Annotated in this window: 10 protein-coding genes; 4 read left to right on the top strand and 6 right to left on the bottom strand. The window is 55.5% G+C overall.

Annotated features, from left to right (window positions below; translation table 11 throughout):
* Positions 1-15 precede the first annotated feature (15 nt).
* The gene (locus OSO_RS0110960; RefSeq protein ID WP_083842896.1) at positions 16-1,863 is read left to right on the top strand and encodes a tetratricopeptide repeat protein; all 1,848 of its coding nucleotides are present in this window, start codon (positions 16-18) and stop codon (positions 1,861-1,863) included.
* A gap of 127 nt (positions 1,864-1,990) precedes the next feature.
* Here OSO_RS0110960 and OSO_RS0110955 read toward each other — a convergent pair whose 3' ends face one another.
* From OSO_RS0110955 to OSO_RS0110945, 3 genes are all read right to left on the bottom strand, one after another.
* Complete coding sequence (locus OSO_RS0110955; RefSeq protein WP_010583396.1) at positions 1,991-9,751, bottom strand: hypothetical protein; 7,761 nt, start codon at positions 9,749-9,751, stop codon at positions 1,991-1,993.
* 68 nt (positions 9,752-9,819) lie between these two features.
* Positions 9,820-13,161 carry a hypothetical protein gene (locus OSO_RS0110950; protein ID WP_010583395.1) on the bottom strand — a complete coding sequence of 1,114 codons (3,342 nt, stop codon included), beginning with the start codon at positions 13,159-13,161 and terminating at the stop codon, positions 9,820-9,822.
* Between the two features lie 321 nt (positions 13,162-13,482).
* A complete protein-coding gene (locus tag OSO_RS0110945) occupies positions 13,483-14,460 on the bottom strand; it encodes an RluA family pseudouridine synthase (RefSeq protein WP_010583394.1) in 978 nt (325 codons plus the stop codon).
* Between the two features lie 349 nt (positions 14,461-14,809).
* On the opposite strand from OSO_RS0110945, the gene OSO_RS0110935 reads away from it, so the two are divergent.
* Complete coding sequence (locus OSO_RS0110935; protein WP_157605144.1) at positions 14,810-16,051, top strand: prenyltransferase/squalene oxidase repeat-containing protein; 1,242 nt, start codon at positions 14,810-14,812, stop codon at positions 16,049-16,051.
* A gap of 87 nt (positions 16,052-16,138) precedes the next feature.
* Positions 16,139-16,867: a zinc ribbon domain-containing protein gene (locus OSO_RS51925; RefSeq protein WP_237729273.1), complete on the top strand. Its 729-nt coding sequence runs from the start codon at positions 16,139-16,141 to the stop codon at positions 16,865-16,867.
* Between the two features lie 201 nt (positions 16,868-17,068).
* On the opposite strand, the gene OSO_RS0110915 is transcribed toward OSO_RS51925, so the two are convergent.
* Positions 17,069-17,836, bottom strand: coding sequence for a bestrophin-like domain (locus tag OSO_RS0110915; protein WP_029246881.1), 768 nt, complete (start codon positions 17,834-17,836; stop codon positions 17,069-17,071).
* Positions 17,837-18,676: 840 nt separating this feature from the next.
* Here OSO_RS0110915 and OSO_RS47800 point away from each other — a divergent pair.
* Positions 18,677-21,136, top strand: a complete 2,460-nt coding sequence (locus tag OSO_RS47800; RefSeq protein ID WP_010583390.1) for a GAF domain-containing hybrid sensor histidine kinase/response regulator — start codon at positions 18,677-18,679, stop codon at positions 21,134-21,136.
* 210 nt (positions 21,137-21,346) lie between these two features.
* Here the strand turns inward: OSO_RS47800 and OSO_RS0110885 are convergent, their stop codons facing one another.
* On the bottom strand, positions 21,347-21,715 hold the full coding sequence (locus tag OSO_RS0110885; protein ID WP_010583389.1) for an RNA-binding regulator: 369 nt from the start codon (positions 21,713-21,715) through the stop codon (positions 21,347-21,349).
* A 264-nt stretch (positions 21,716-21,979) separates the two neighbouring features.
* On the bottom strand, positions 21,980-22,285 hold the full coding sequence (locus tag OSO_RS43035; RefSeq protein WP_010583387.1) for an RNA recognition motif domain-containing protein: 306 nt from the start codon (positions 22,283-22,285) through the stop codon (positions 21,980-21,982).
* Between the last annotated feature and the right edge of the window lie 558 nt (positions 22,286-22,843).

Here is a 22,843-nt window from a genome sequence, read left to right as displayed (position 1 = left end):
AGGGGGAACACAATCATGAATCGTAAACTTTGGAAAACTGTGGCCATACTTGGTCTGGCAATATCGACACCACTCTTTGCCTTCGCTCGCGGTGGTGGTGGCGGAGGGGGTGGGGGACATGGCGGCGGAGGTGGTGGTGGCGGCGGTCACGCGGGCGGAGGTGGCGGACATGTTGGCGGTGGCGGAGGGGGGGGCCACATTGGTGGCGGCGGTGGCGGTCAACCAGGTGGAAACTTTGGCGGTGGCGGCGGTGGAGTTGTGCGTGGCGGCGGCGGTCAACCTGGCGGCAATTTCGGCGGCGGGGGGCGACCAGCGATCACCCAGCCCGGTGTGGGTGGACATCCTGGAATGTCGCATGGAAACAATCTGGGGGGAGTGAGAAATAACTTCCAGCCAGGCGTCACCAATACCTTTCGATCGAACAATCCGGTGAATGGTGTGGGGGCTCACCCTGGATTTAATCAGGCAGGACAGACGGGATTGAATCGATCCAATCTTGGTGTCGGCCAGCATCCGGGGCTGAATCAGTCCAACATCAACCAGAACATTTCGAATCGGAACAACTTCTCGAGCAGGAATAACTATGCCGGCAACAATGTGAACTTTGGAAATCGTTCGTACAACTTCGCAAACAATGGCTATCGTCCTTCGTTCTACAACCATCCTGGTCACTACCAAGGATACTGGAATGGGAACCGGTTCGGTGGCTATGGAGGTTATGGCGGCTACGGCGCCGGCTATCGTGGTCTTGGCTATGGCGGCTATGGGGGTGGTTGGGGGCTCGGATATGGTGGCTACGGCTATGGTTACCGGCCATTAGGATGGGGTCTGGCGGGTTGGGGCCTGGGCTCGCTTCTCTATAACAGCGGGTATCTGGGGTACTACAATCCGTACTACGCCAGCGGCTATGGCAATTATGGATCTGGATCGAGCTATTCGTATGCTCAGCCGATTCCCGTTGCTTACAACGTGGACGACACGCAAACCACCGTCGCTGGGGATGGGCAGTCTGCGGATGACATTTTGAATGCGGCGATCTCCTCGTTTAAGCAGAACGACTACGACACCGCGTTGGCAACGATTAATAGTGGCGTCAGCAAATATCCCAGCGATTCGGTCATGCACGAGTTCCGTGGGCTGGTGCTGTTTGCGAAAGGAGACTTCCCCCAAGCGGCGGCCACATTGCACTCGGTGCTTGCCGTCGGTCCTGGCTGGAACTGGACAACGCTGAGCAGCCTGTATTCTGATGTCGCCGTCTATACGACTCAGTTGCGAGCGCTCGAAGCGGCCGTGAAGAATCGGCCCGATGATGCGGCGCAACGGTTTGTGCTGGCGTATCATTACTTGTCGGATGGCTATCCTGATAGTGCTGCGAAGCAACTGCAGGAAGTCGTGCGACTGGTTCCTAACGATCGGGTTGCGAGTGATATGTTGAAAATGGTGTCAGCGCCGCAAGCAACAAGCACTGACCAAACCGGGCAAGCCGCAGGGCAGCCAACACCCGAACCGCCAGCGGCTCCGACGGCGATTCCTGCAGGTGGACTTCCTTCACCGGCGAATCCTTCCGCAAAGCCCATCGATCCGTCGGCAGTGGTGGGAGTGTGGAAGGCGACGCGAGACGATGGGTCGAGTTTCGAATTGAAACTGGGTAGCGATAAAATGTTCACCTGGAAGTTTTCGGGCAAGCAACAGGCCGGGCAGTCGTTTGATGGAACATACACGATCGACGGAAACGTCTTGTCGCTGGAAAGAAAAGGAGGCGGATCGATGCTGGCTGAGATCGTCTCGAACGATGCGCAGCACTTCACCTTCAAGCCGGTTGGTGCTCCACCTGAAGATCCTGGATTGAACTTCAGCAAATAGATCCAGAACACAGGATGTTGATCCTGGCGTGCTTTACAGAGGAATGAGTCACGAACTCATTCCTCTTTTTTATTGCGAACCGGCGTCTTGATCTGCCAACGTCATCGGGACCGGTCGACATCGCGAGTCACTTTGCGGCAGGGGCGACCGATTGATTGTGCCGCGACAATTGCACGATGCCCACAACCAGCAGCACCAAGGATGCCAGATTCAGCGGCATTGGCAGCGTACAGACACCAATCAGCCCCACGGTCGAAGCGAGAAATGGAGCCAATCTTCCCAGCGCGACTTTGGCCATTGGCTGCCGTAGCGCCATCAGGACCAGGATGCCCGCAGCAATCCAGACGATCGACCACAGGAAACCGATGCCCGAGCGAAGTGCGGCTTGCGAACGAACTAGAATTGCCAACTTAGGATCGCCGCCGACTTTGGAAAACACGACCTTCTGTCCCGCCAGGGGCAATTCGATCCCCAGAGACAGACCGCGTGCCGAATGTTCTGATGCCGAATTCATGCCACCCGCCAATGGATCATTCACAGCCGGTTGCTGGGCCATCACTTGGCCAGCGGCGCGTCCGCCGAGAGCGATACCAAACAATGACGAAACGTTATCGGTCTCCATTCGTTCCTCGTCCGAAGCGACCGGAACGGACTGCTGAGCAGGACGAGCGCCATCGAAATTGGGTGTCGCGCCAGCTCGATCTTTTCTGACGCTGGTCTTGTCCCTGTCCATATCATTCCGGATGCCGTTCGCAAAACTCTGCGATGGAGCTAGCGATTCATCCTGGTTGTTCATTTGAATCGATCGTTGCTGTAGTCCACGTGACTGCTGTCGAACCAAGCCATTGTTGGTGACAGTTGTATTCAAGGAATCGATGTTTGAGTCATTCAGACTTCGAAGCCGTGCGCGATTGTCGTTCTTGGACTCCTGGGTGGAAGGGGTCAGCGGTCCCTTCGCCGACTTAGTGGATCGCGCACTCAACGTGAGCGTATCGCTCCGCTGAAAGGTGAAATCTGTTTGCGACGGTTCAACTTGTACGGCAATGCCATTTGAAGTGATCAGCGAGTTCCGTTGTTCATTGGCGATCAGGTCTCCTTCAGACAGGCCCTGCAGACGAACCGTTCCTTGCGCCGTTTCTGGCGTGCCGCGACGTCGAGATTCTTCGAGATGCTCGTTCTCGCTGGCCAAACGCCTAATCTCGGACATTCGTTTCATAATTTCGGCTTTCTCTTTTCGAAAAGCCTCATCCGACGAATACTGATACTGATTCAGCGAATACTCGAGCTGCTTCAAATTGCTTGTTGCCAGATCGATTTGCTTCTGATTGTCACGCGACGCACGCTGTTGTTGACTGATCAGTGACCGCCCCAGGAAATCGAGCAGCTCGCTCGTTTCCTGCACGATGGCTTGTCCGTACAAGCGATCGTTGTCATCACTCAAACTCATGTTGTGCATTTTGATCGATCTGGATGCTTGAGCTTCCAGATCACTGGGCAGGTAGACGGTCCAACGCGTGCGTGCGACGGGAATTCCAAATTCGGCATCTTCCTGCTGCCCGATTACGTGCGGAGCCGGGATGTCGAGTTCGTCGCGAGTGAGCCGACTTGATTTCGGCAACGCTCGCTTCAGTCGACCGCTCCACACCAGCTTGACGGGAAACGACAGACTGGCTGCACTCGTCTTGGGCAGGGCGATGAGTTGGACGGTGGCTCCATTCGCCGAGGCCAGTTGTGTGGTCACCGCGCGCGAGGCCTGTTCGGCAACGAAGACGGACAGAAGTTCCGTTTGTTCGGGAAGTCGAATTGCCAGGAACTGACGCGTACGATTTTTGATTGTGTAGACCGCCTGCGCGCGGTAGGTGCCGTCACGGCTGACAACTGTCGTCAGATCGGCCAGGTTCACGGATGCGGGAATTCCTGCTTGCTGATCGAATCGATGGACCGTCCATTTGGGGACGGCTCCTTTGGATTGGACCTGAACCAGTTCCGTCGCCTGATCGATCAAGGCCCGCTCCACGACGACTGGCAAGTCTTCTGGTTGTGCCGGCCTCGTCGACGAAGCATCGACCGTATTCAGTTGGCTGGAAGACGAGTTAATCAACAGGACGTAGTGTCGCTGCGGATTGATTGCGGCTTGTTCTCGCTCGAAGGCAATCGCCGGGGCTTGAACTTCGGTGCCGGGGGCCGACATCGCCGCAATTGCCGTGACGAAGTATTTTCCATTGATGGGCGCGCGGAGATGAATCGTCCAACGAGTGCGATCATTGCCAGCATCCACAAACGTTGTTTCACGAATCCCCTCGCCTTGAAAATCCAGCTTTCCTGCAAGCCATTTGGAAGTAGTCACCGTCAATGTGTCGGTTCGTGCTGCCTCAATCTGCCATTGCATGGCCAATGTGTAAACCACACTCAAGTCGGTCACGGTGACCATCGAGAGGCTATCGGCCGCAAACTTTGGACTTGCAGGTGTGAGGCGCATGGCAACGGGTGCCGGTGTGACCTGTGACGACGTAAATGCGAACTGAGCGGCCTGCTGTGAGCGCACGGCCCGCAAGCCGGCATCGATCTGTGATGCATCGATCGAACGCCAGCCTTCGGACGAATCGATCACACCGGAGAGTCCTTCATCGAGCCACACCGCCGACGTCGATTCCATTCGTGTGACATCCAAAGGAAACGGGAACTGAATCGAGGCCAGAGCACTATCGCGTGGCACGAACCCATTCACGTCAACGTCGATGTTTCCCAATTGCGGTTCGGTCAATTCGACCGTCAAATGCGATTCACCCTCTTGAGCGCCGATGTACCAGTCGCGCATTTTGGTGGCTTGAACATCCAGCAAAACGAAGTCTGTTGGCAGTGCGATCGAAATTGACGAACGGGGGGCGCCTGTCAGTTCGAAGTGGAATCGCGAGGTCAGTTGCTGTTTCTGTGCCGAGATGAAGGCCGCGTCGAGAGCGACGACGTGTGCCTGTGGTTCTTGTCGCGTGGCCCGCAGTGTCAATGTGTAAGGACGCTTGGAAAATCGATAGGCCAATCGCGGAGCCACTTTTGGCCGCTTGATTTCCAGATTTGTCGTAAAACGTTCACTGTCGATCTGGGACAGTGAATCGATCTGGTCCGCTCGAAGGGAGAACTGATCATCCGCGAAGATGGCGATCTGTCCAATCTCGTTGGAAATTTCGAGCGGGGTCATTTGCGGCAATGCGATGGCCGTTGCCGGTTCCAGCACCTTTGCGTCAAAAAAGGCGTCGATTGTCACACGTGTCTGGTCGGTGATCTGACGTCGGAAGATGATGCGCAGTTTTCGAGTTGCTCCTTCGCCAATCAGTTCCCATCCCCCAACGTCCGGCCCGCTTACCGATTGTAGCCGTAGGGGCTCTGGTAGATTCACCGAAAGATCTGCGACCCCACCTTGCCGAATCCGATAGCTCATGGCCTGGCTGACGGCGCATCCTGCGTCGGTGAGCGCGATGGTTTGAACCGAGTCCACCTGGATGACGGCGGCGGCTGCGTCATGCGATTGTTCTGGCTGCCAGCTGATCGCGAGATCGCCTCCCTTGTCGATGGGAAGTTCGATCAACTGCGTGGCGTCCTGTGTCACACGTCGAAACACCGTTGACGATCCGTTTACGCGGACCGATAGATCTTTGGAGGGGAGTTCAAAACTGAGCGTTCCGGCGGTAACCGGGGTCAGGGGCAACGTGAACGAACCAATAGCACCGGACAAGCGGACAGGAATATCGAACGTCAAATCGAGAACGTGAACACCTGGATCAGCGATGGCGACTTGGAAACCTCGTTCTCGCGCGATCAATGCGGCGGGGCGGCCGTCGAGTTTTGCCTCGCGTACTGCGACGCCTTTAATGGGCAAGTCGGCAATCGACTGACCACTCGCAAGACTGCGAACCGCATAACGTGCTTTGACTTCAATCAGCGATGAGTCCGGTGTCTGTGTGTTCGAATGGAGTCTGGCAACGTAGAACGCTTCCACGATGCCGCCCGCATGCGGCGCGGAATCAAGTCCGGGTTTGTCCGGGTTGGCCAGTCGATAGAGCAGGCGGAACTGTTCGTGAGACAAAAACACACGTTGCGAGGCAAGCGGTTCAGTGTCGGTCTGGTAAGGAATCGTAAGCGACGACGTTTCTCCTGGATCATCCGCGACGGAGCCCGCGTGCTTTTCCTCCGCGAATGACACATTCACGAGTGCTCCAAGAAGGATGATCGCAACGGCGCTCTTGCGAACACCATTTGATGACGCCGCCGCCCATGTGCAGGTGCAGCAGCAGACCCCATAGCACAAGAGCCATACAAGGACTGCGGCGAATGTGCCGAGAAACAGACCGTCTAACAGCAGTTGCCAACTGATCGGTGCGAATGCGACGAGCGAAAGTGGCAAAACGAAACCAAAGGTTGCGATTCGAATTTGCGTGAGCAGATTCACTTTTCGCAGGAACCAGGCGGCCGTTGCACACAAGGCGATGACGAATAGCCGTGTCATTCCGCCCGTCTGAGCGTCAACATATTCGACTTCCAATGGGATGCCATCCACGGGTGAATCAGCTCCGACGTAACCAAACGTCTTCCTGAGTGTGTTGGCCGGTGGCGCAAAGTCGATCGCAAGCGACATCAAGCCGCGTCGATCAGTGGTTCCTCGTGTTTCAGGCATGGGCTTGCCGCCAATCGCCGGAGCTGGCTGCCCAATTGGAAGGGCGGGACCCTTGTCATTTTTGGCGACCGCACCTTCTAAGGCCGGTGGTACAGGTTTTCCGTCGGGTGGTACAGGTGCCGCCTCGGGCATCATCGCCTTCGCCATCGGGTCGGCTTCACCAAATGTGAAGCCGAGATGATTCGTAGAGGATTTGCTGTGATGGGAGAGCATTCGCTTGGATGTGGTGAATGCGGTCAACCAAATCACCGCGAACACTCCGCCGATCGCGATGGCGGCGATAATCGGCCGATGATCGCGCGTGCCAGATCTGAGCAAGAGTACCACTCCGACTGTGATCAGGACTGTCAACAACGCGCCTCCGACATTCAGGATCGTTGGCGGATGGACACCTGCGATCCAGGTTCCGAGCAGACTGACGCTTTCAAACGGTACGTGAGGTTCCAGCGGGCCGTGGCTTTCGACCAGTTGTGTTTCTGGGGGATGATGGACGTCCCATTTCTGTTCTAAGATCTCGACGGGCAAGGCCGTCCGCAGCGCGGATTCGACTGTCAATGTCGGCGGACGCTGCTCGATCTTGCCGAACGACGAAATCGCGGACACTTCCGAGCGATAAAAGAATTGTACGAGCCGTTCGCGGGCGGAAGGGACTGTGGCATGATCGCTCGACATCGTTGGCGGCGTGATCGCAACGAGCGGAACGAGATAGACATCACCGTTGCGGCGGACTTCGACCGGAAGTCCATCCACCAGAGTGGCCCATAACGTCGTTCCTGCTGGAAAGAGAACGTGAAGCCCCTGCACGCCCGTGACATTCAGGTGGAATGTCGCTCGCTGCTGAAGCTCTCCAGTGCGACCCAGAATTGTGGCGACTTCAAGCAATGGACAAACTGCCGAGGGCACGGGCAATTTTCCAAGTTTCTGCTCGCCGATTGTCATCGTGGCGCCAGGGGCGACCGAGCGATAAACCGCCACGATGCGTTCTTTCGCACGGTACGACGTGCTGGGAAGTTCGAGTGGATCAACTTCAAAAAGAGGCGTTCCACTCGCTTCATTCGCGGTGATTGTCAGCCGCTGTTCGGCACCTGCCTCAATCGCGAAGTATCCGTTCTGCCGGTCGGCCTCGACGAACCTCCACTGGGGAAAACGAAAGTCGCCCCCTTCCGTGCGAGGCATCTCGATGTCGCAAATCAACAAGGACTGTCCGCGCAGCCGCTGATCAAATTGCAATGTCCAGATGCGCTCGCCATTTTGTGGGGCAGCGGATTTTTGCTCGACAATTGTCACGCTTGGTGATTCGAATCGGATCGCGGTTCCGGTTGCCTCTGGCAAGGCGACTTTGAGCGTCCGGACGCCGCCCCCTTGCACTTCAATTTCTGCCTGTAAAAAGGCGTGAGTGGTTTGAGGGTCGATGCGTCCGACAGTGATGGTTTGGACCGCGATTCGTGAGGGCTTTCGAGTGATTTTGAGTTTGCCGTTGATATGTCCGTCTTGTGTTTCGAACCGAAGACGTTCGAACGCCGCTTTCAATGGTCGCGGGGCCATCCCTTGCAGGTCGAAGGCGGCCAATTCCAGATCATCGTCGCCGCGGATGACCACGGCTCCTTCGGTTAAGCTGGACTGAGGCAGAAATAAGTCTGGCAAAGTCACAATGACCGGTTGCGTCTCGACGGGCCAGCCTTCGACGTCTCGCCTCAATGCGAGCCGGAACTCGCCACTCGAATCCGTTGCCAGCGGCGTGTCGAGCAAGATTCGAAGCAGCGTCTGACCGGGCTCTTCCAGGTTGATCAGTTGCCATCGCAGCATTTGGTCACCTTTTTGGACGCTCACGACTTGCCATTCGAAGGGAAGTCGAATGTCGACTTCGAATAGCGGGGCGAAGTGTGTCATCAGCGTGACGGCGGACTGAATCTCAAGCCCTGTCGAATTGACATCGATGACCGTGGCGACGGCTGACTGGACTTCGCGCTGTTTGGGCTGGGTTGTCAGCCTCAGGACGAAGTCGGGCTGCCAGGTGCTATATTGCGTGACTTCTTCACTGGCCGTGACTGCAGTGGCCGCTTCGCGTCGCACTCCGACTGCTTCTGTGACTTGAGTACGAACACCTGCGGACTGTCGGATCGTGATTTGTCCAATCTGCGACGTCGCACCGCTCATGTTCAACGGTGGAACGGCCCATGCAGAACCCGCCGGAACAGCCATCACGCCTTTGAGCGAGACCTTGCGTGCTCCTTCAAATGCCTGACCATAGGTCAGAGAAATACTGGTGTGTCCCGCTGCAGTGGGGTCATCGGCAAGGGCCCATGCCTCAAGTCCGGTGGATTCGACTTCGGTAATTTCCAGTTGGTTTGGAACGACGAATGTCAGTCGATCGACCGGTTTTCCGAACAGTTGCATGGTCGTCACCGCGTGCCAGGTGACTTCGCCCGGGGCGACGTTCAGTCCGTAGCCCGTCGTTGCGAAGGTCAAAGAATCGGCCGCATTTTCTGTCGCGCGGTCGGTGATGCGAAGCTGTAGTCCACTCATACCTCCGACGGCGACACGGTAATCAGCCACCTGATCAAGCGGTGAGGGACGTTCCAACTGCAATCCACCAAGAAACAGACGCTTTCCCACCGGTAGCGTCAATGTGAGTGCCGCACTGGCCGATGGAATCAGTGAGCAAGCCGCGACCTGATCACTGCCTTGTGAATTGAGCTCGGTGGACAGTTGTAGCTTGAGGCGATGCTTTCCTCGCGCGTTCGTGAACAACGAGATCGATCCATCCGGGTGCCGACCGGCAAACGCAGGCACGTCATCAATCTGGACTTGCTCGAGGGAAAGTCGCTGCAGGGGAAAACGTGTTTCGTGCCAGCCTGAGTCGAACTGAGTCCATTCCGCCGTGACATTCAACAGCAACTGATCTCCCGCAATTTTTGCCGCGTATTCCGCATTGGAGATCAAGACCGCTTCACCGGTTGGGACAGGGTTCTTCTCTCGATTTTCCTTCGCGGCGGCCAGCATTGCGTCGAATTGCGCGCGTGGAAGTATGACGCCTTGCTTGTCCCGCTCGATCACAACCTCAAGATCTTCAATTGGTACATAGATCTTGCGGGCATTCATGATCTCAGTCACGGGATCATGAGATTGTGCTGTCGCCTCTGTGACGACAAGCGTGCTCACGAGGCCGAGAAATAAGCCAAATCGAATCAGATCAAATCGGAACAGTTGTCGGAGCATGAAGCACCTCGTGAACGAGGATTGATTTCTGACGGGAACGCGGGGGAATCCGCACGCGGTCCGCGCGTTTACTGATCCGCAGCAGGAGGTGTTTCGACCGGGGGTGTCTGCTCGGGAGACGCTGGTGGAGGAATCAAACGATCCGAGGCAGCGGCCTTGCAACAGTTTGAGACAGAGACATCATGAATCAACCAGATTGCGATCATCGCTGCCACGCCATACGAGGCCACTTGCAGTCCATGGAGTGCGAAGTCAAAGTTTCGAAGTGCATAGGCCGACGCGATGAACAGAGCGACGACAACTAGCGTCAGCTTGTTCTCAATCGACGTTTTTCTTAAGACAAATCCCATCAAGACAAACGCACCGCTGACGATCCAGGTGTAGAACGGAAGATGCCACCAGGCGACATCGAGCTGTTTGCTGCCACCCAGATTCATGTACTGGAACCATTTGCCTTCGGTGGGAAATTCGAAGACGCCCCCGGTGTCGTAGCCAATCCATTGATCGAGATTGGGCTCACCAAACGAAGGACTTGAGGAGCCAAACATCCGTTCTCGCAATCGCGAACGTGTTTGCACACTGAAGTTTTTCGGAGCCCCGACCAGCGAGTAGTCGGGCGGTACCCAGATCTTGGCATACATTTGCTGAACCGCGACACCGGTTCCGGAGCCCACAATCGGAAGTCGGAGAGCCAGACTGCCTCCCGCGTTTTGAAATGGGACTGGATTGAGCACGTGGCGAAACAGGATGGACAGGGTGAACGGTTCATCGGACGGCTTGGTCCGCGCAACACTGACAAAGAAGGAATCCCAACCTTTGTCGGCGGCCGCTCCCGATTTCTCGAGTGCCACGGGTTTTCGATCGACGAGCACTCCCAGGACTTCGACATTGGCAGGCAGGTCGACGCGCAGTCGCTGGCGTTCGCTCGATTTCAGCACGTACCGACAGCGTGTCGTCGAAACGCCGGCTCGATCAAGAACCATCTCGACCAATGCCTTGCTGACAACCGTTTCAACCATCGACTGAATGTCGTGCTTGTTGGAAGAGAGTTCCAGCTTCGTTGGCTGTTTGAAGTATCGGAAGGCAACAAATCCATCGTGCGGAAGGAACTGCAATTCGCGAACGTCGATTGTTTCGGCGTCGCCACCGCTCACGGTTGCAGACACGGAAAGTGCTCGCTCTTTCGAGACGGTCAGTTCGCCAATGACGCGTGCGACAGAGACTTCGCGTTGCCCCTGTGCCGCATCACTCTTCTCGAAGGGATCGAGAACTCGAACGACGTCAACCGACGTTGTTTCACTTTTCGCGTCTGCGCTTGCAGTGGGTACCAGATCGTAGGTGATTTCGAATGCGTGCGAACCGATCACTTCTCGCTGAAGGACGACGGTCCAGGAAACCCAGCCGTCGACGGCGGTGGTCGCGCGGCTTTTCTGCTTGATACCCGGCGCGGCACTGTCGCCTTTCGACGTGATCTGAATCCGGTCGGCGAGCGATTCCGGGACCGCAAAACGGAAGGTGTCGAGCGGCGCGTATTCGATGAAATAGTTCAAGTCCGTTTTGACCTGAGTTTGGCCCTGCTTGACATCGGCTGTCGTCCCTACCATTGCCGTGAGTCGGGTCGCCTTGCGCGACGTTCGGACCGGGATTTCAACGGGGCGACGGTTATAAACCCAGGACGAGACCAGACGCGCGTTGGCGATCATCTCAGCCTGTGGTGCGGGATCTGGCTGGACGGCGACAAGTTTCTCAATGTCTGTAATGACCTCGATGCCTTCAGGTGCATAGACCTGAACCTTGCCGTTTTCAAACTCCGCATTCAACGGTTCGAGCAGCGGCAATCGTTGATCTGATTTCTCGGCGGCAGGATCGAGTGTCCGTGCGGCGGTGATCGTCAGGTGAACCGTGCCTAGAGTCTTTTCGCGCAAGCTGACCGTTAGCATTGTCTTGTCGGCCGAGACATCGAACTGCTTGATACCCTCACCCGTCACAGATTCGATTGTCAGATCTTCCGGAAGTTTGAACTGCAGATCGAACACGCCTGCTTTGTCGACGTTCACGTTGACATTGGATCGAAGACGCAGTTGCTCGTCTCGGAAGATCAGGACCGATGAATTCTGGACGACCAGACGCGGCTGGACAGGCTTGGATGTCAGGCGCAAATTGACGGCGGGGCTGTAGTACTTGAAATAGATGGCTCCAGGCCGTTTCAGCTTGGCGTCGATTTCGTTCTCGTCAATGCGCAGCAATCCGCGTTGCTCGTCAACGGTCAGCGTCACATCGTTGCCGCCCTTGATCCCGATGGTGCCGCTTTCTCGCAATACGTCCATTGCGTGAATCCCTGATGCGCCGTCGGCGTTGATTCCGATCACGTCAAACGCGTCCGATGGCGCTGCGCGTTCGGTGTGAACTTCCAAGCTCAAGTGACCCTCAACGCGACCGAGCAGTTCGACACTGACGATCTGACGCTGGTCTTCCTCGACCGCATGCCATGCTTTGACCTTGGCGTTGGACGCGATGTCCAGAATCCGGTGTTCCTTGGGGACGACGAGTTTGATTTTTTCAAGTTGGCCACGCAAGACGTCGTAGTTCAGCCAAGCATCAGTGTGAATCAGGCCGTCTTCAACGGTAACCAGAGTTTGCGACGTAACGCTCGCCAGCAACTCCATATCGGGTTTGGTCCCGACGCGTGGATGCCAGCGGACAGAAACTTTGTCGGTCGCCCCCAGGCTCGCTTTGATGCGTGACTGTTTTCCGGTGACTTCGGCTGGCTGCACGACGAGTTTCGGCTGCAGCTCAATCGTCTGATCGGCTTCCGGTACCAAAAACTCAAAATTCGTAATTCCGACAGATGGCAGTTCGAGATCCAGGCTCTTTCCTTCGGGGGCAATTCGCACTCGGGCGGTCAGCTCCAATTGGACTGTGTGCTCGCCTTGTTGTGGGAGCAACAGCGAATACGTGCCGGTGCCTGTTCCTCGCAGCAGTGCTTTTCCGGTATCCGAAGTCAGCTTTCCAATGGCGGCATCGCCAAATCGCAGGGGGATTTCGGCCCAGCCATTCTCCAAGACCTGGACGTTCAGCGTCGCCGAAATCTGGACGACATCCTTTTCCACTTTTGCGGTGTAGGTTGCCGATGAGATGACGCCGTCGACGGGCGCACGTTTGGGACGTGCTGGCCCATTCTCAATCGCCTTTTCCCACAATTTGAGGTAGTCGGCATAGGGGACGAGCACAGAACCATCGGGCTTTTCAAAGAGCGTTTTCAGGTTCTTGTAGGGCAGATAGATCAACCGTTCGGGCGGTTTCTCTTTGTCACCGGCCTTGTTTTTGGGCGGCTGACCGCTGGCGGGTACCGCAATCAAGAGAGCAATACACAGGATCGCCGCGCGAGCGATTGAGTGATGTCGATTCATAAGCCATCCTTTGGGAATCCAGACACCGCAACGTCCCACGCGGTGTCGCAGACCGGGAAAGCCCAGTCGGCAAGGTAAGTTCAGCAGATGAGGGGGTTAATGTCGAGGCTACCGATTTCGAAAACTTGTTAAAACCGTCAGTTTGGCGATTTCAAGGGGTCCTGGAGAAATGACTTCCATCAAGACGCGTATGGTCTTGAAAAAACTCCCGCTTTCTCTTCGCATCATTAAAAAAATGACCGAAATGGCCGTGCTTCAGAAAGGCGAATCGCAATTTCAAGTTGCCAGCCGGTTGATTTGCGTGTCCGGCGTCCCGTCGGTTCAAAGTGCTCTGACGAGTTCAATAGCCTGTTCCATGTCCGCTGGCAGTGGCGCAGAAAAGGTGTGCCATTCCGAGGTCATCGGATGGGCAAATGAGATTTCTGCCGCATGCAAGGCCTGCCGTCCAATAAACGGTGAAATCGGCGGGGCTGCTTCCGTTCCCACCAGTGACCGGTCTCGGTCCGGTTTCAGTTCCCCCAGCAGTCCGTAAAAATCATCTCCGACCACGGGGTGCCCAATGGTTGAGAAATGAACCCGAATTTGATGGAGGCGCCCTGTTCGTGGTTTCGCCTTGACCAGAGTGTGACGCGGAAATCGCTCGACGACTTCGTAGTTGGTTTTCGAAGCCTTCGCGTCGACCGCGTCTGCCTGGCAGGTCATCAGGGCACTTGCCCCGCTGCAGGCACGGCCAATTGGCAGATCAATTGTCCCCGAGTCCGACTTCACGACGCCATCCACGAGAGCGAAATACGATTTTGAGATGCGTTCGCGTTGGAACTGCATCGAAAGCAATCGATGGGAGAGATGATCCTTGGCGAGAGCCACCACGCCACTCGTGTCACGATCCAGGCGGTGGACGATTCCCGGCTTGAATTCACCAGGAAACGACGATTTCTGGTCAAGATAGAACTGAACGGCGTTGGTTAAGGTTCCTGATGGATTCTGACCCGTTGGATGGATAATCAGTCCTGCAGGCTTATTGACAATCAGTAGCCACTGGTCTTCGAACACGATTCCAAACGTGATCTCCTCGGCCGGCATCAAATTGTCGGGCGGTTCAAGCAGTTGGATCGACACGGATTCGTCAGTAAACACGCGCCGATCGGGGGCGGCAACGGATCCCTCGACGGTTACCAGGCCGGCCCGCACCATCCGATGCATTCGCCAGGGGGTGTAGCTACGAAAATGCTTGGCCAGAAACGTGTCGACGCGGCATCCCGACAAGTAGTGTTCAACAACGAGCGTCGCGGAATGCATAGCGCAATCAGGCTTTCAACATGCGTTAGTGTGATTCATTCAAAAACGGAACGAGGGTTGGGGATATCTCGAAGCCGCGGAAGAAATTCTGATGGATTCGGCGGAGTGACACAGTTCGTTCTGTAGATACCAAACCGATGGAGGCAGGTTATCCCAAGGAAAATAATGCAGCAAGTGCCGAAATGCGTGCGGCGACCGCGATGACAAAACCGCTAGTCCGCCATGAGAATGTTGGATTGGTAAAATTCGGCCAAAGCGAAATGTCGTGTGATCGTAGAACGTTCTTTGTGGCGGAAAGTTGATGGAGTATCATCGCTCCGACCGATCTGCGAAACGGAATGGGCACATCATGAAAATGATCACGGATCAGTTAGTCGAAACGACACCATTCGTGGAACGACAATCGCATGACGGCGCGAGTGCATCATTCGTCGGGCCAAGATCCGATTTTCGAATGGTGGCCTTAATCATCCTGTGGTGCGTCATGGCAGGACAGGCGAGGTCAGAAGAGCCTCGCGCTGTGGAGTTTCTTCGTCGCGCCCGCAGTGAGACTTCAGGACGCGTATTGTCCCCACCGCAGTGGACGCAGCTCGATCTGACCGTCGACAACGGCCTGAAGTATCTGGCAACGCAGCAAGAAGCCGACGGTTCGTTCCCGACATTGCCGCATGCGAAGCCCGGTGTTACCGGTCTGTGCATCTTGGCATTTTTGTCGCGCGGCCATCTTCCGAACGAGGGGCCTTACGGTCGGCATTTGCAGTTGGCCGTCGAGTACATCCTTTCGGTTCAGCGCCAGGATGGTTTATTCACGAATCAGCCAGTCGAAGCCACGCTGACGTCGCACGGTGTTTCGCATGTCGCCATGTACAATCACGGGATCTGCGGATTGATGTTGAGCGAACTTTACGGCACGACGGGCAGCTTTCAGAACGAATCCGTGCGGAAAGCGATTGTCAAAGGATTGGCGTTCTCTCAGGCCCGGCAATCCCAAACGAGCGTGTTGGGTAAAGTGACGGGGGGATTCGACTATTTGATTCCTTCACGCAGCCACCCGGGCTTGGATCTGCCGATCACGTCCTGCCATTTGCTATTCTTTCGCTCTGCCAAGAACGCGGGATTTGATGTGCCCGCCGACTGTGCACTGGATGCGATGCGCTATGTCAAATCCTGTTACGATGCAAAGGGGCATACCTTTTCTTATCGTGATCAGCAAACGTTTAGTCGCGGACTGACTGGCTGTGGAATTCTGGCACTGTCGCTCGCCGGCGAATACGAAACGGAAATGGCTCGGGATGCCGGTGATTGGCTGCTTGAGCAATCCTTCGAGCAATTCAATCGATCTCGAAGCGGACATGATCGGTATTTCTATAGTGCCTACTATTGCAGCCAGGCCATGTTTCAGCTCGGCGGCCGCTACTGGAACCGCTATTATCCACCCGTGCTTGCGACACTGGCCAAGCACCAGCGTGCTGATGGGGGATGGGATCGTGAATTCGGAGACACCGATCGTTATGGAAATGCCTATTCGTCCTCGCTGGCGATCCTTGCGTTGACGCCGCCCTATCAACTGTTACCCATTTTTCAGCGTTGAACTCATGCGTCGACCCAACTCGAAACGACGAAATCGCGAACGTGGTGTTCCATTCAGTTCTTCGCCTACATTGGTTGCGGTGATTTGATGAAAGTTCTCTTCTTGCATGGATGGCACTCGGTGCCTGGTGGTGTCAAGCCCACGTATCTGGCTCAGCATGGACACGAAGTGATTGTGCCAGCTCTCGACGATGACGATTTCGATGCAGCGGTGTTGCAGGCGCAGGTTGAGTTTGAGAAACATCAGCCGCGCGTCGTGGTTGGATCGTCTCGGGGTGGTGCCGTGGCGATCAACATTGCATCGGGGGATACGCCTCTGGTGCTCTTGTGTCCCGCGTGGAAGAGATGGGGAGCCGCCAGGACGCTCAAGTCGAACTCCATTATTTTGCACAGCCGTAAAGATGATGTGGTGCCATTTCGCGAAAGTGAAGAGTTGATTGAGAAAAGCGGGCTGCCAGCCGAGGCGCTGATTGAAGTTGGTTGTGATCATCGTCTCGCGGATGAATCGCCGCTGTCCGTGATGCTGTGGGCGTGCGAACTTTTGGGGGCGGGTGAGCGTCTGCCGTGGCTGGGTGATGGCGCTACGCGGCCTGCGAAATCGACGCGAACGCAAAATGCGCCGTCGCAAAAGGATGCCAGTTACGTTTGCGACGCATGTGGCGAGGAAATCGTCATTCCGCTCGATTTGACCGAAGGCGCCCATCAAACGTACGTCGAAGATTGTCCTGTCTGCTGTCGGTCCAGCACAATTCACGTCGAAATTGACGACGATGGAGACGCCCGAGTGTGGGCGGAACCGGAACAAGACTATGAGTGATCGCGATCCCACTCACTCGTGATTCGGACGCGCAGTCATTGATGCGCACCTGATGCGGTTCTGACATCGGCGACTTCGCGGACGCGAATTCTGATGGCTTGAGCTTGATTGCCTGTGCCATCAGAGTGGTGCCAGGCAGAATTGCCCGGTTGGCCATCAGATAAGAACAATGCGACTCAAGGGCGATTCCGGGGGGCTCCCTTATTGGGAGATGGATGCGATCAAACGCTCCATGGGTTCCTGACTGACTCGGATCGAGCCTTTGCCTGGCTGATTCAAATCGAGCGTGACATAAGTTACGGCCGTGACCAGAAACACGAAACTCAATGTTCCGGTGATATGAACCTTCGGTAACGCGCCCTGTTGCTGTCCCATCAAGAAGGCCGGTACGACAGACGTCATGAACAGCAACAATACGATAATTGCAGGAAGTCGATCGTGATACGCGGCGAGTCGGGCGGCACCGCTGCTCGAAACATCATTCAAGGTGTTTGTCAGCGGGACAACGATGGGGGTTCCTTCTGAAATGGCGTTGCGGACAAGTTCCGTCATTCGCCCCTGCAGTTCGGTAAAATGTGTGATTGCCAGATCGAGTTCGGTTTTGGAAATGGGACCGTGTGTGACGGCGAGCTTTGCTTTGGCGTAATCGCGAATGACTGTCTGCAGTGCGGTTCGGCCTGGGTCTGTCAGCAAGCTTGCGCAGGTGTAGAAGTCGCCAATCGCGTTGCTCTCGGTGACGACCATCAGCCGGCGCTGGTCGTGCCGGGATAGTGACATGGAAAAGGTGAAGCCCAGCAGCAGTCCCAGAAGCGCCAGACTGGAGTCCGTAAATTTGTTTCCAGGGTCCTCGCCAAGATCGGTCAGCACTCGTCTGCCTGACCACCAGCCAATGCGCCATCCTACGATCGTGGCGGCGGCGAAACACAGTGCTGTTAGTGAAGGAGGTAGCTGCTCCAGGGTTGCATGCATCGATTGGGCCCCTCTGAATCGGATTGCTTCTGGTCAATCAAATACCCGGCTGTACCACTCCGACGAGCCAACCAACACCCGCGAATAAATTGATTCTGCGTCGGCGAATTCTGTGCGTCGGCGGAATCCATTAGACGAACAACCTGGCGCTTGTGCCAATCCACTCGCCTCTTGGTATGCCCGGGGCGGCGGAAATGAGGTGAGCGGATCAAGCGTGCGAGCGAAAATGGCTATGTTCAACGTGCGCAGTTCGTTCAAACGATCCGTCGCCGACGTTTTCTGCATGCAAATGGTTCAAATTCCGATCGCATCGACTCATTCGTTCGCTTTCAAGACGCCTCAGGAAAACCCTGAGATCATGGGTTCTCTTCAGGTGGTAAAACCTGAGTAAAGTTCGCTTGATGACGCGGGTGATCCGTCCTAAGTTCTTTTTTATGAATGCGATAAGACAAGATCTGTGTAGTGCTGTCAAATGGAGGGGATCGTCGCGCGTGCCGCTGAAGTGTCTGAACAAATGTTCTTGACATTCACAGGACACTCCACAAGAATTCCGCAACTTTCGAGCGATGGCTGCTGCCTATTGGCACCGCCGCAGGATGTTCGTCCGATGCTTTGGTTCTGAGACATGTTCTCCTAGGCATCTGAGCATTGTGCTGGCGTCGCGGCCAGTCTGTCGGGGATGAAGGTTCTCAACGTCGCCCCGTCTGAAGCTCTGCTTTTCCATGGCGCCTGGAACCGGCTTCTTTGCGGTTTTGATTGTCGCCTGGATCTGTTCGCTGGATTCCGTAAGCGGTGCAACTCCGCCGGAGCCAGGTTTGTCAGTTAGAGGAATGTCATTGTATGTTCGACAGTCTGATCGAAATCGACAGTCAACTCTCCGTACTGGAAACGCTGTTTCAAAACGCGCCAGTGGGTTTCTCGTTTGTTGATCGAGATTTTCGGTATGTTCGTATCAACGACGCGTTTGCCGCCATCAATGGACGGTCCGTGTCATTCTTGGTTGGCCGGCGGGTGTCCGAAATTATGCCATCGCTTTGGCCGACACTCGAGCCGCTTTATTTTCGAGCGTTGGCTGGTGAAACGATTGTCAACTACGACATTCGCGGCGTGATTTCGTCGACCAGCCACGAGTTGCGCAATTGGTCAATGAGCTTCTATCCCGTTCGACGTCATTCGGAAATCATTGGAATCGGAGTGGTTGTCACGGACATCACCGATCAGAAACGAACTGAAGAGAGCTTGCGCGTTCGCAATAATCTTTATGCGATGCTTTCCAGGACGAATCACGCTGTAAGCCGATGCCGATCACGTGAGGAGCTGTTTCAAGAAATCTGTCAGATTGCCGTTCAGACGGGATGTTTTCGATGTGCCTGGGTTGGAATCCCCGACGGTGGGCTGGTCAGGAAAATCGCGATGGCCGGTGAAGATGGCGGGTATCTAGACGAACTCGTCATTACCTTGAGTGACGATGACATCAGGTCGCACGGTCCGACAGGACGTGCGGCAGTCAACGGACGTTGTTATGTGGTGAATGATTTCCTGGCGTCGTCCATGACCGCGCCCTGGCACGAACGAGCCAGACAGGTGGGCTTTCGAGCGTCGGCCGCATTTCCGCTCAAGGAACATGACCAGGTTGCAGCTGTGCTGACGATCTATGCGGACACTCCCGGTTTCTTCACGGACGATCTGGTCACCACGATCAGCGAGATTACACCAAGTGTTTCGTTCGCGCTCGATAAACTTTGGGAAGAGAGCAATCGCAAGCGTGACGAGGAGGCGCTTTTGCTTCGCGACCGGGCAATTCGCGCCGCGTCACAAGGCATCGTCATCACAGATCCCCGCAGAAATGATAATCCGATCATCTATGCGAGCCCCGGTTTTGAAAGGCTGACAGGGTACACGGCCAAAGAATTAGTCGGTAAGAATTGTCGAATGCTGCAGGGCGAGCTGACTGATCCGGCTGCCGTCGCTCGGATTCGTGAGGCCGTGCATGCGGGACAGGGCTGCACGGTTGAGCTGGTGAACTATCGCAAAAATGGCAAGTCGTTCTGGAACCATCTGGCACTGTCGGCGGTCTTTGACGAGAACCAACAGTTGGTGAACTTTGTCGGAGTCCAGACGGATGTCACCGAACGGCGATCGCTGGAAGAACAAGTTCGTCATGTTCAGAAAATTGATGCGATCGGACAATTGGCGGGTGGGATTGCGCATGACTTCAGTAATCTGCTTACGCTCATTCACGGTGCCACTGATTTGTTGCTCACGTTGATCCGGCCTGAAGATTCCAAACGAAGGATCGTTGAGGCGATGCATCTGGCCGCGGATCGGACTGCGGGAATGACTCGTCAGCTTCTTGCGTTCAGTCGCAAACAGGCGTTCGCGCCGCAGGTTCTTGATTTGAATGTCTGTGTCCGTGAAACCGAGAATATGCTGCGGCACATCGTCGGTGAGGATGTGCAACTCTATTCTTTTCTCTCACCGATCGCAGGTCACGTGAAAATTGATCCAGGTCAGTTGCAGCAAGTCCTATTAAATCTCGTCATCAATGCGCGTGATGCAATGCCCTGCGGTGGCAAAATCACCGTGATGACAAGCGATGTCAACCTGGAAGACGCTCGCTTTCAATCCCTCAAGTGCGACCGTACTGGCCACTATGTCATGCTGACCGTGACGGATACGGGATCGGGCATCTCTGAAGACGTGAAGAGTCGCTTGTTCGAACCGTTTTTTACGACAAAAGAACAGGGGAAGGGGACCGGACTTGGCCTTCCGATGGTTCATGGGATTCTGCAGCAGTGCGGTGGCATGATCGACGTTCAAAGCGAAGTCGGCGCGGGAACGACGTTCAGGATCTTCCTGCCCACTGAGGTAACCGCGTCGCCTACGCCCGTCGAACAGGTCAATCATGAGTTCGCATCCAGCGGCAATGAAACCCTTCTGGTGGCGGAAGACGATGATGCCGTGCGGACTCTGACGAGAGTCTCGTTGCAGGCTCGAGGCTATACGGTTCTTGAAGCAAGGCATGCCGATGAAGCACTACGTGTCGTGACACAGCATCAAAACCCGGTGCATCTTTTGATTACGGATGTCGTCATGCCGGGTGTTGGCGGTCGGATTTTGGCCGAATTGTTGCAGGCGATGCATCCACAAATGGGCGTGCTGTACGTGTCTGGATATACCGACGACGCCGTGATCCGGCATGGGATTCAGAACGAGCATGTCAACTTTTTGCAGAAACCTTACTCGATGACATCGCTGGCAGCGAAAATCAGAGAAGTGCTGACAAAGAGAGCGGATTGAAGTTGGCTTACCCGCAGCAGGCGAATGCATTCGAATTCGCGAATGGCGTCTGTACGACACCGATGCCAGATGAGAAAAGCGTATTTGATCTCGACGTTCGGTGATCCGTGATCCGTGCGCCCTGCAGATCTTCGGAACCGCCGGTTTATCAGAAACCGGCGGTTCGACGATTGATCAATGATTGGCCCGACAATGATCTGTCATGTGGGTTTAGTAGCGACGACCGCCACCACCACCACCTCCGCCGCCATACCCACCGCTGCCGCCGCCGTATCCACCTGATCCACCAGGACGACGTCCACCACCACCTCCGCCTCCGCCGCCACGATCTTCACGTGGTCGTGCTTCGTTGACCGTCAAGGCCCGGCCATCGACTTCTTGGCCGTTCAGCGCGCTGATCGCGGCTTCGGCGCTGCGAGAATCGCCCATTTCGACAAAGCCAAATCCCTTGGATCGGCCCGTATCGCGGTCGGTGACGATTTGTGCCGAGCGCACTTCGCCGTGTTGAGCAAACATCTGCTCAAGCGTTTGATTCGTTGCGTTGTACGACAGATTTCCCACATACAATTTCGTTGACATGACCAGCTCCGATCCAATCGTCCGCGGAAGCCGAGAAACCGGTCTGCCCGACGAACACTACTTGTCGATGTTGCCACAACGGCGACATCACGCTTCCAGATTCAGTTCAACCGAAGATTCGGTCGTTGAAATAAGGGGGGCAGGCACCGCGACAGGACACGTTGTCTATCGTGTTACGACTCGCTGGAGCCGGTCCCCGTTATTTCATCTTTCATTCAACACGATTGTGATTGCGAATCGTTACCGCTTTTGAGTGGAGGTCCTCTAGAGGAGATTCAAACGAGTCATTGCCTGAATTCGATTGTCCGAGTTTGACCGCTGCCCATCAGTCGCTCGAGCTTCGTTCACGACAATGGTGCGCCCAGAAAGATGAGATCCGTTCAGTCGCACGATGGCTTCGTCGCTGTCTTCCATACGATTCATGGTGACAAACGCGAAACCTCGGGGACGTCCGGTCGATTTGTCGGTCGCCATTCGGACCGAACTGACGCGTCCGTAGCGTGCAAACATCCCCATGAGATCGGGTTCCGAGACTGTAAAGGGAAGATTCCCTACGTAGATTTGTGTCATAGAGACGAGTTTTCGTTCCGTTTAAGAAGTGTCAATGCATTGTCAGGGTGCGAAGTCGAGGTGCTGTGCGTGGAAAATGTGTTGCGATGGAAGGGGAACTGCGGGTTGCCCAAGTCCAGCTTGTGATTGATAACTTTGGGCACAATCCATCGCATCATTGAACTATTCGGTTCTTCACGCCGCTCCACCTATCGCCGACTTTCAGCCAAGACTGGCCGTTCAGGGCACAGGGAGTCACCTAACTATCCACTCGTTGAAGTAAGGGGGGACAGGCACCTTGGTACTCACGATCTCACGGCGCTTTCGAATCTGTACAGAGCCAGTCCCCGTGATCTCAACAGGCTGATATCTCACGATCATCCGCGATGATGACTCGCGGAATAACACGACCTCGTTGAAAGTCTGCTGGGGTCGTTAGGTGAGTGGCGGGACATGGAGATTGACTTGCCACGTCTACCGCTACAGAAGAAACGAGCTCTACAGAGCGTCTTCGCGAATTGGTTACGCACGGAGTATACCGTGACTCTTTCGTGTTGAATAGCCCATTTCATTTTCGCT

It is taken from the genome of Schlesneria paludicola DSM 18645 (genome assembly GCF_000255655.1).
GTDB classification, from domain to species: domain Bacteria; phylum Planctomycetota; class Planctomycetia; order Planctomycetales; family Planctomycetaceae; genus Schlesneria; species Schlesneria paludicola.
The sequence above is the reverse complement of the archived record's forward strand: the minus strand, read 5'-3'. Positions and strand labels throughout refer to the sequence as shown.

Bases quoted from the DNA above. Each gene is read 5' to 3' on its own strand.
- OSO_RS51925 (WP_237729273.1), top strand. From the start codon at position 16,139: ATGAAAGTTCTCTTCTTGCATGGATGGCACTCGGTGCCTGGTGGTGTC.
- OSO_RS0110955 (WP_010583396.1), bottom strand. From the start codon at position 9,751: ATGCTCCGACAACTGTTCCGATTTGATCTGATTCGATTTGGCTTATTT.
- OSO_RS0110915 (WP_029246881.1), bottom strand. From the start codon at position 17,836: ATGCATGCAACCCTGGAGCAGCTACCTCCTTCACTAACAGCACTGTGT.
- OSO_RS0110960 (WP_083842896.1), top strand. From the start codon at position 16: ATGAATCGTAAACTTTGGAAAACTGTGGCCATACTTGGTCTGGCAATA.
- OSO_RS0110950 (WP_010583395.1), bottom strand. From the start codon at position 13,161: ATGAATCGACATCACTCAATCGCTCGCGCGGCGATCCTGTGTATTGCT.
- OSO_RS0110945 (WP_010583394.1), bottom strand. From the start codon at position 14,460: ATGCATTCCGCGACGCTCGTTGTTGAACACTACTTGTCGGGATGCCGC.
- OSO_RS0110885 (WP_010583389.1), bottom strand. From the start codon at position 21,715: ATGTCAACGAAATTGTATGTGGGAAATCTGTCGTACAACGCAACGAAT.
- OSO_RS0110935 (WP_157605144.1), top strand. From the start codon at position 14,810: ATGAAAATGATCACGGATCAGTTAGTCGAAACGACACCATTCGTGGAA.
- OSO_RS47800 (WP_010583390.1), top strand. From the start codon at position 18,677: ATGTTCGACAGTCTGATCGAAATCGACAGTCAACTCTCCGTACTGGAA.
- OSO_RS43035 (WP_010583387.1), bottom strand. From the start codon at position 22,285: ATGACACAAATCTACGTAGGGAATCTTCCCTTTACAGTCTCGGAACCC.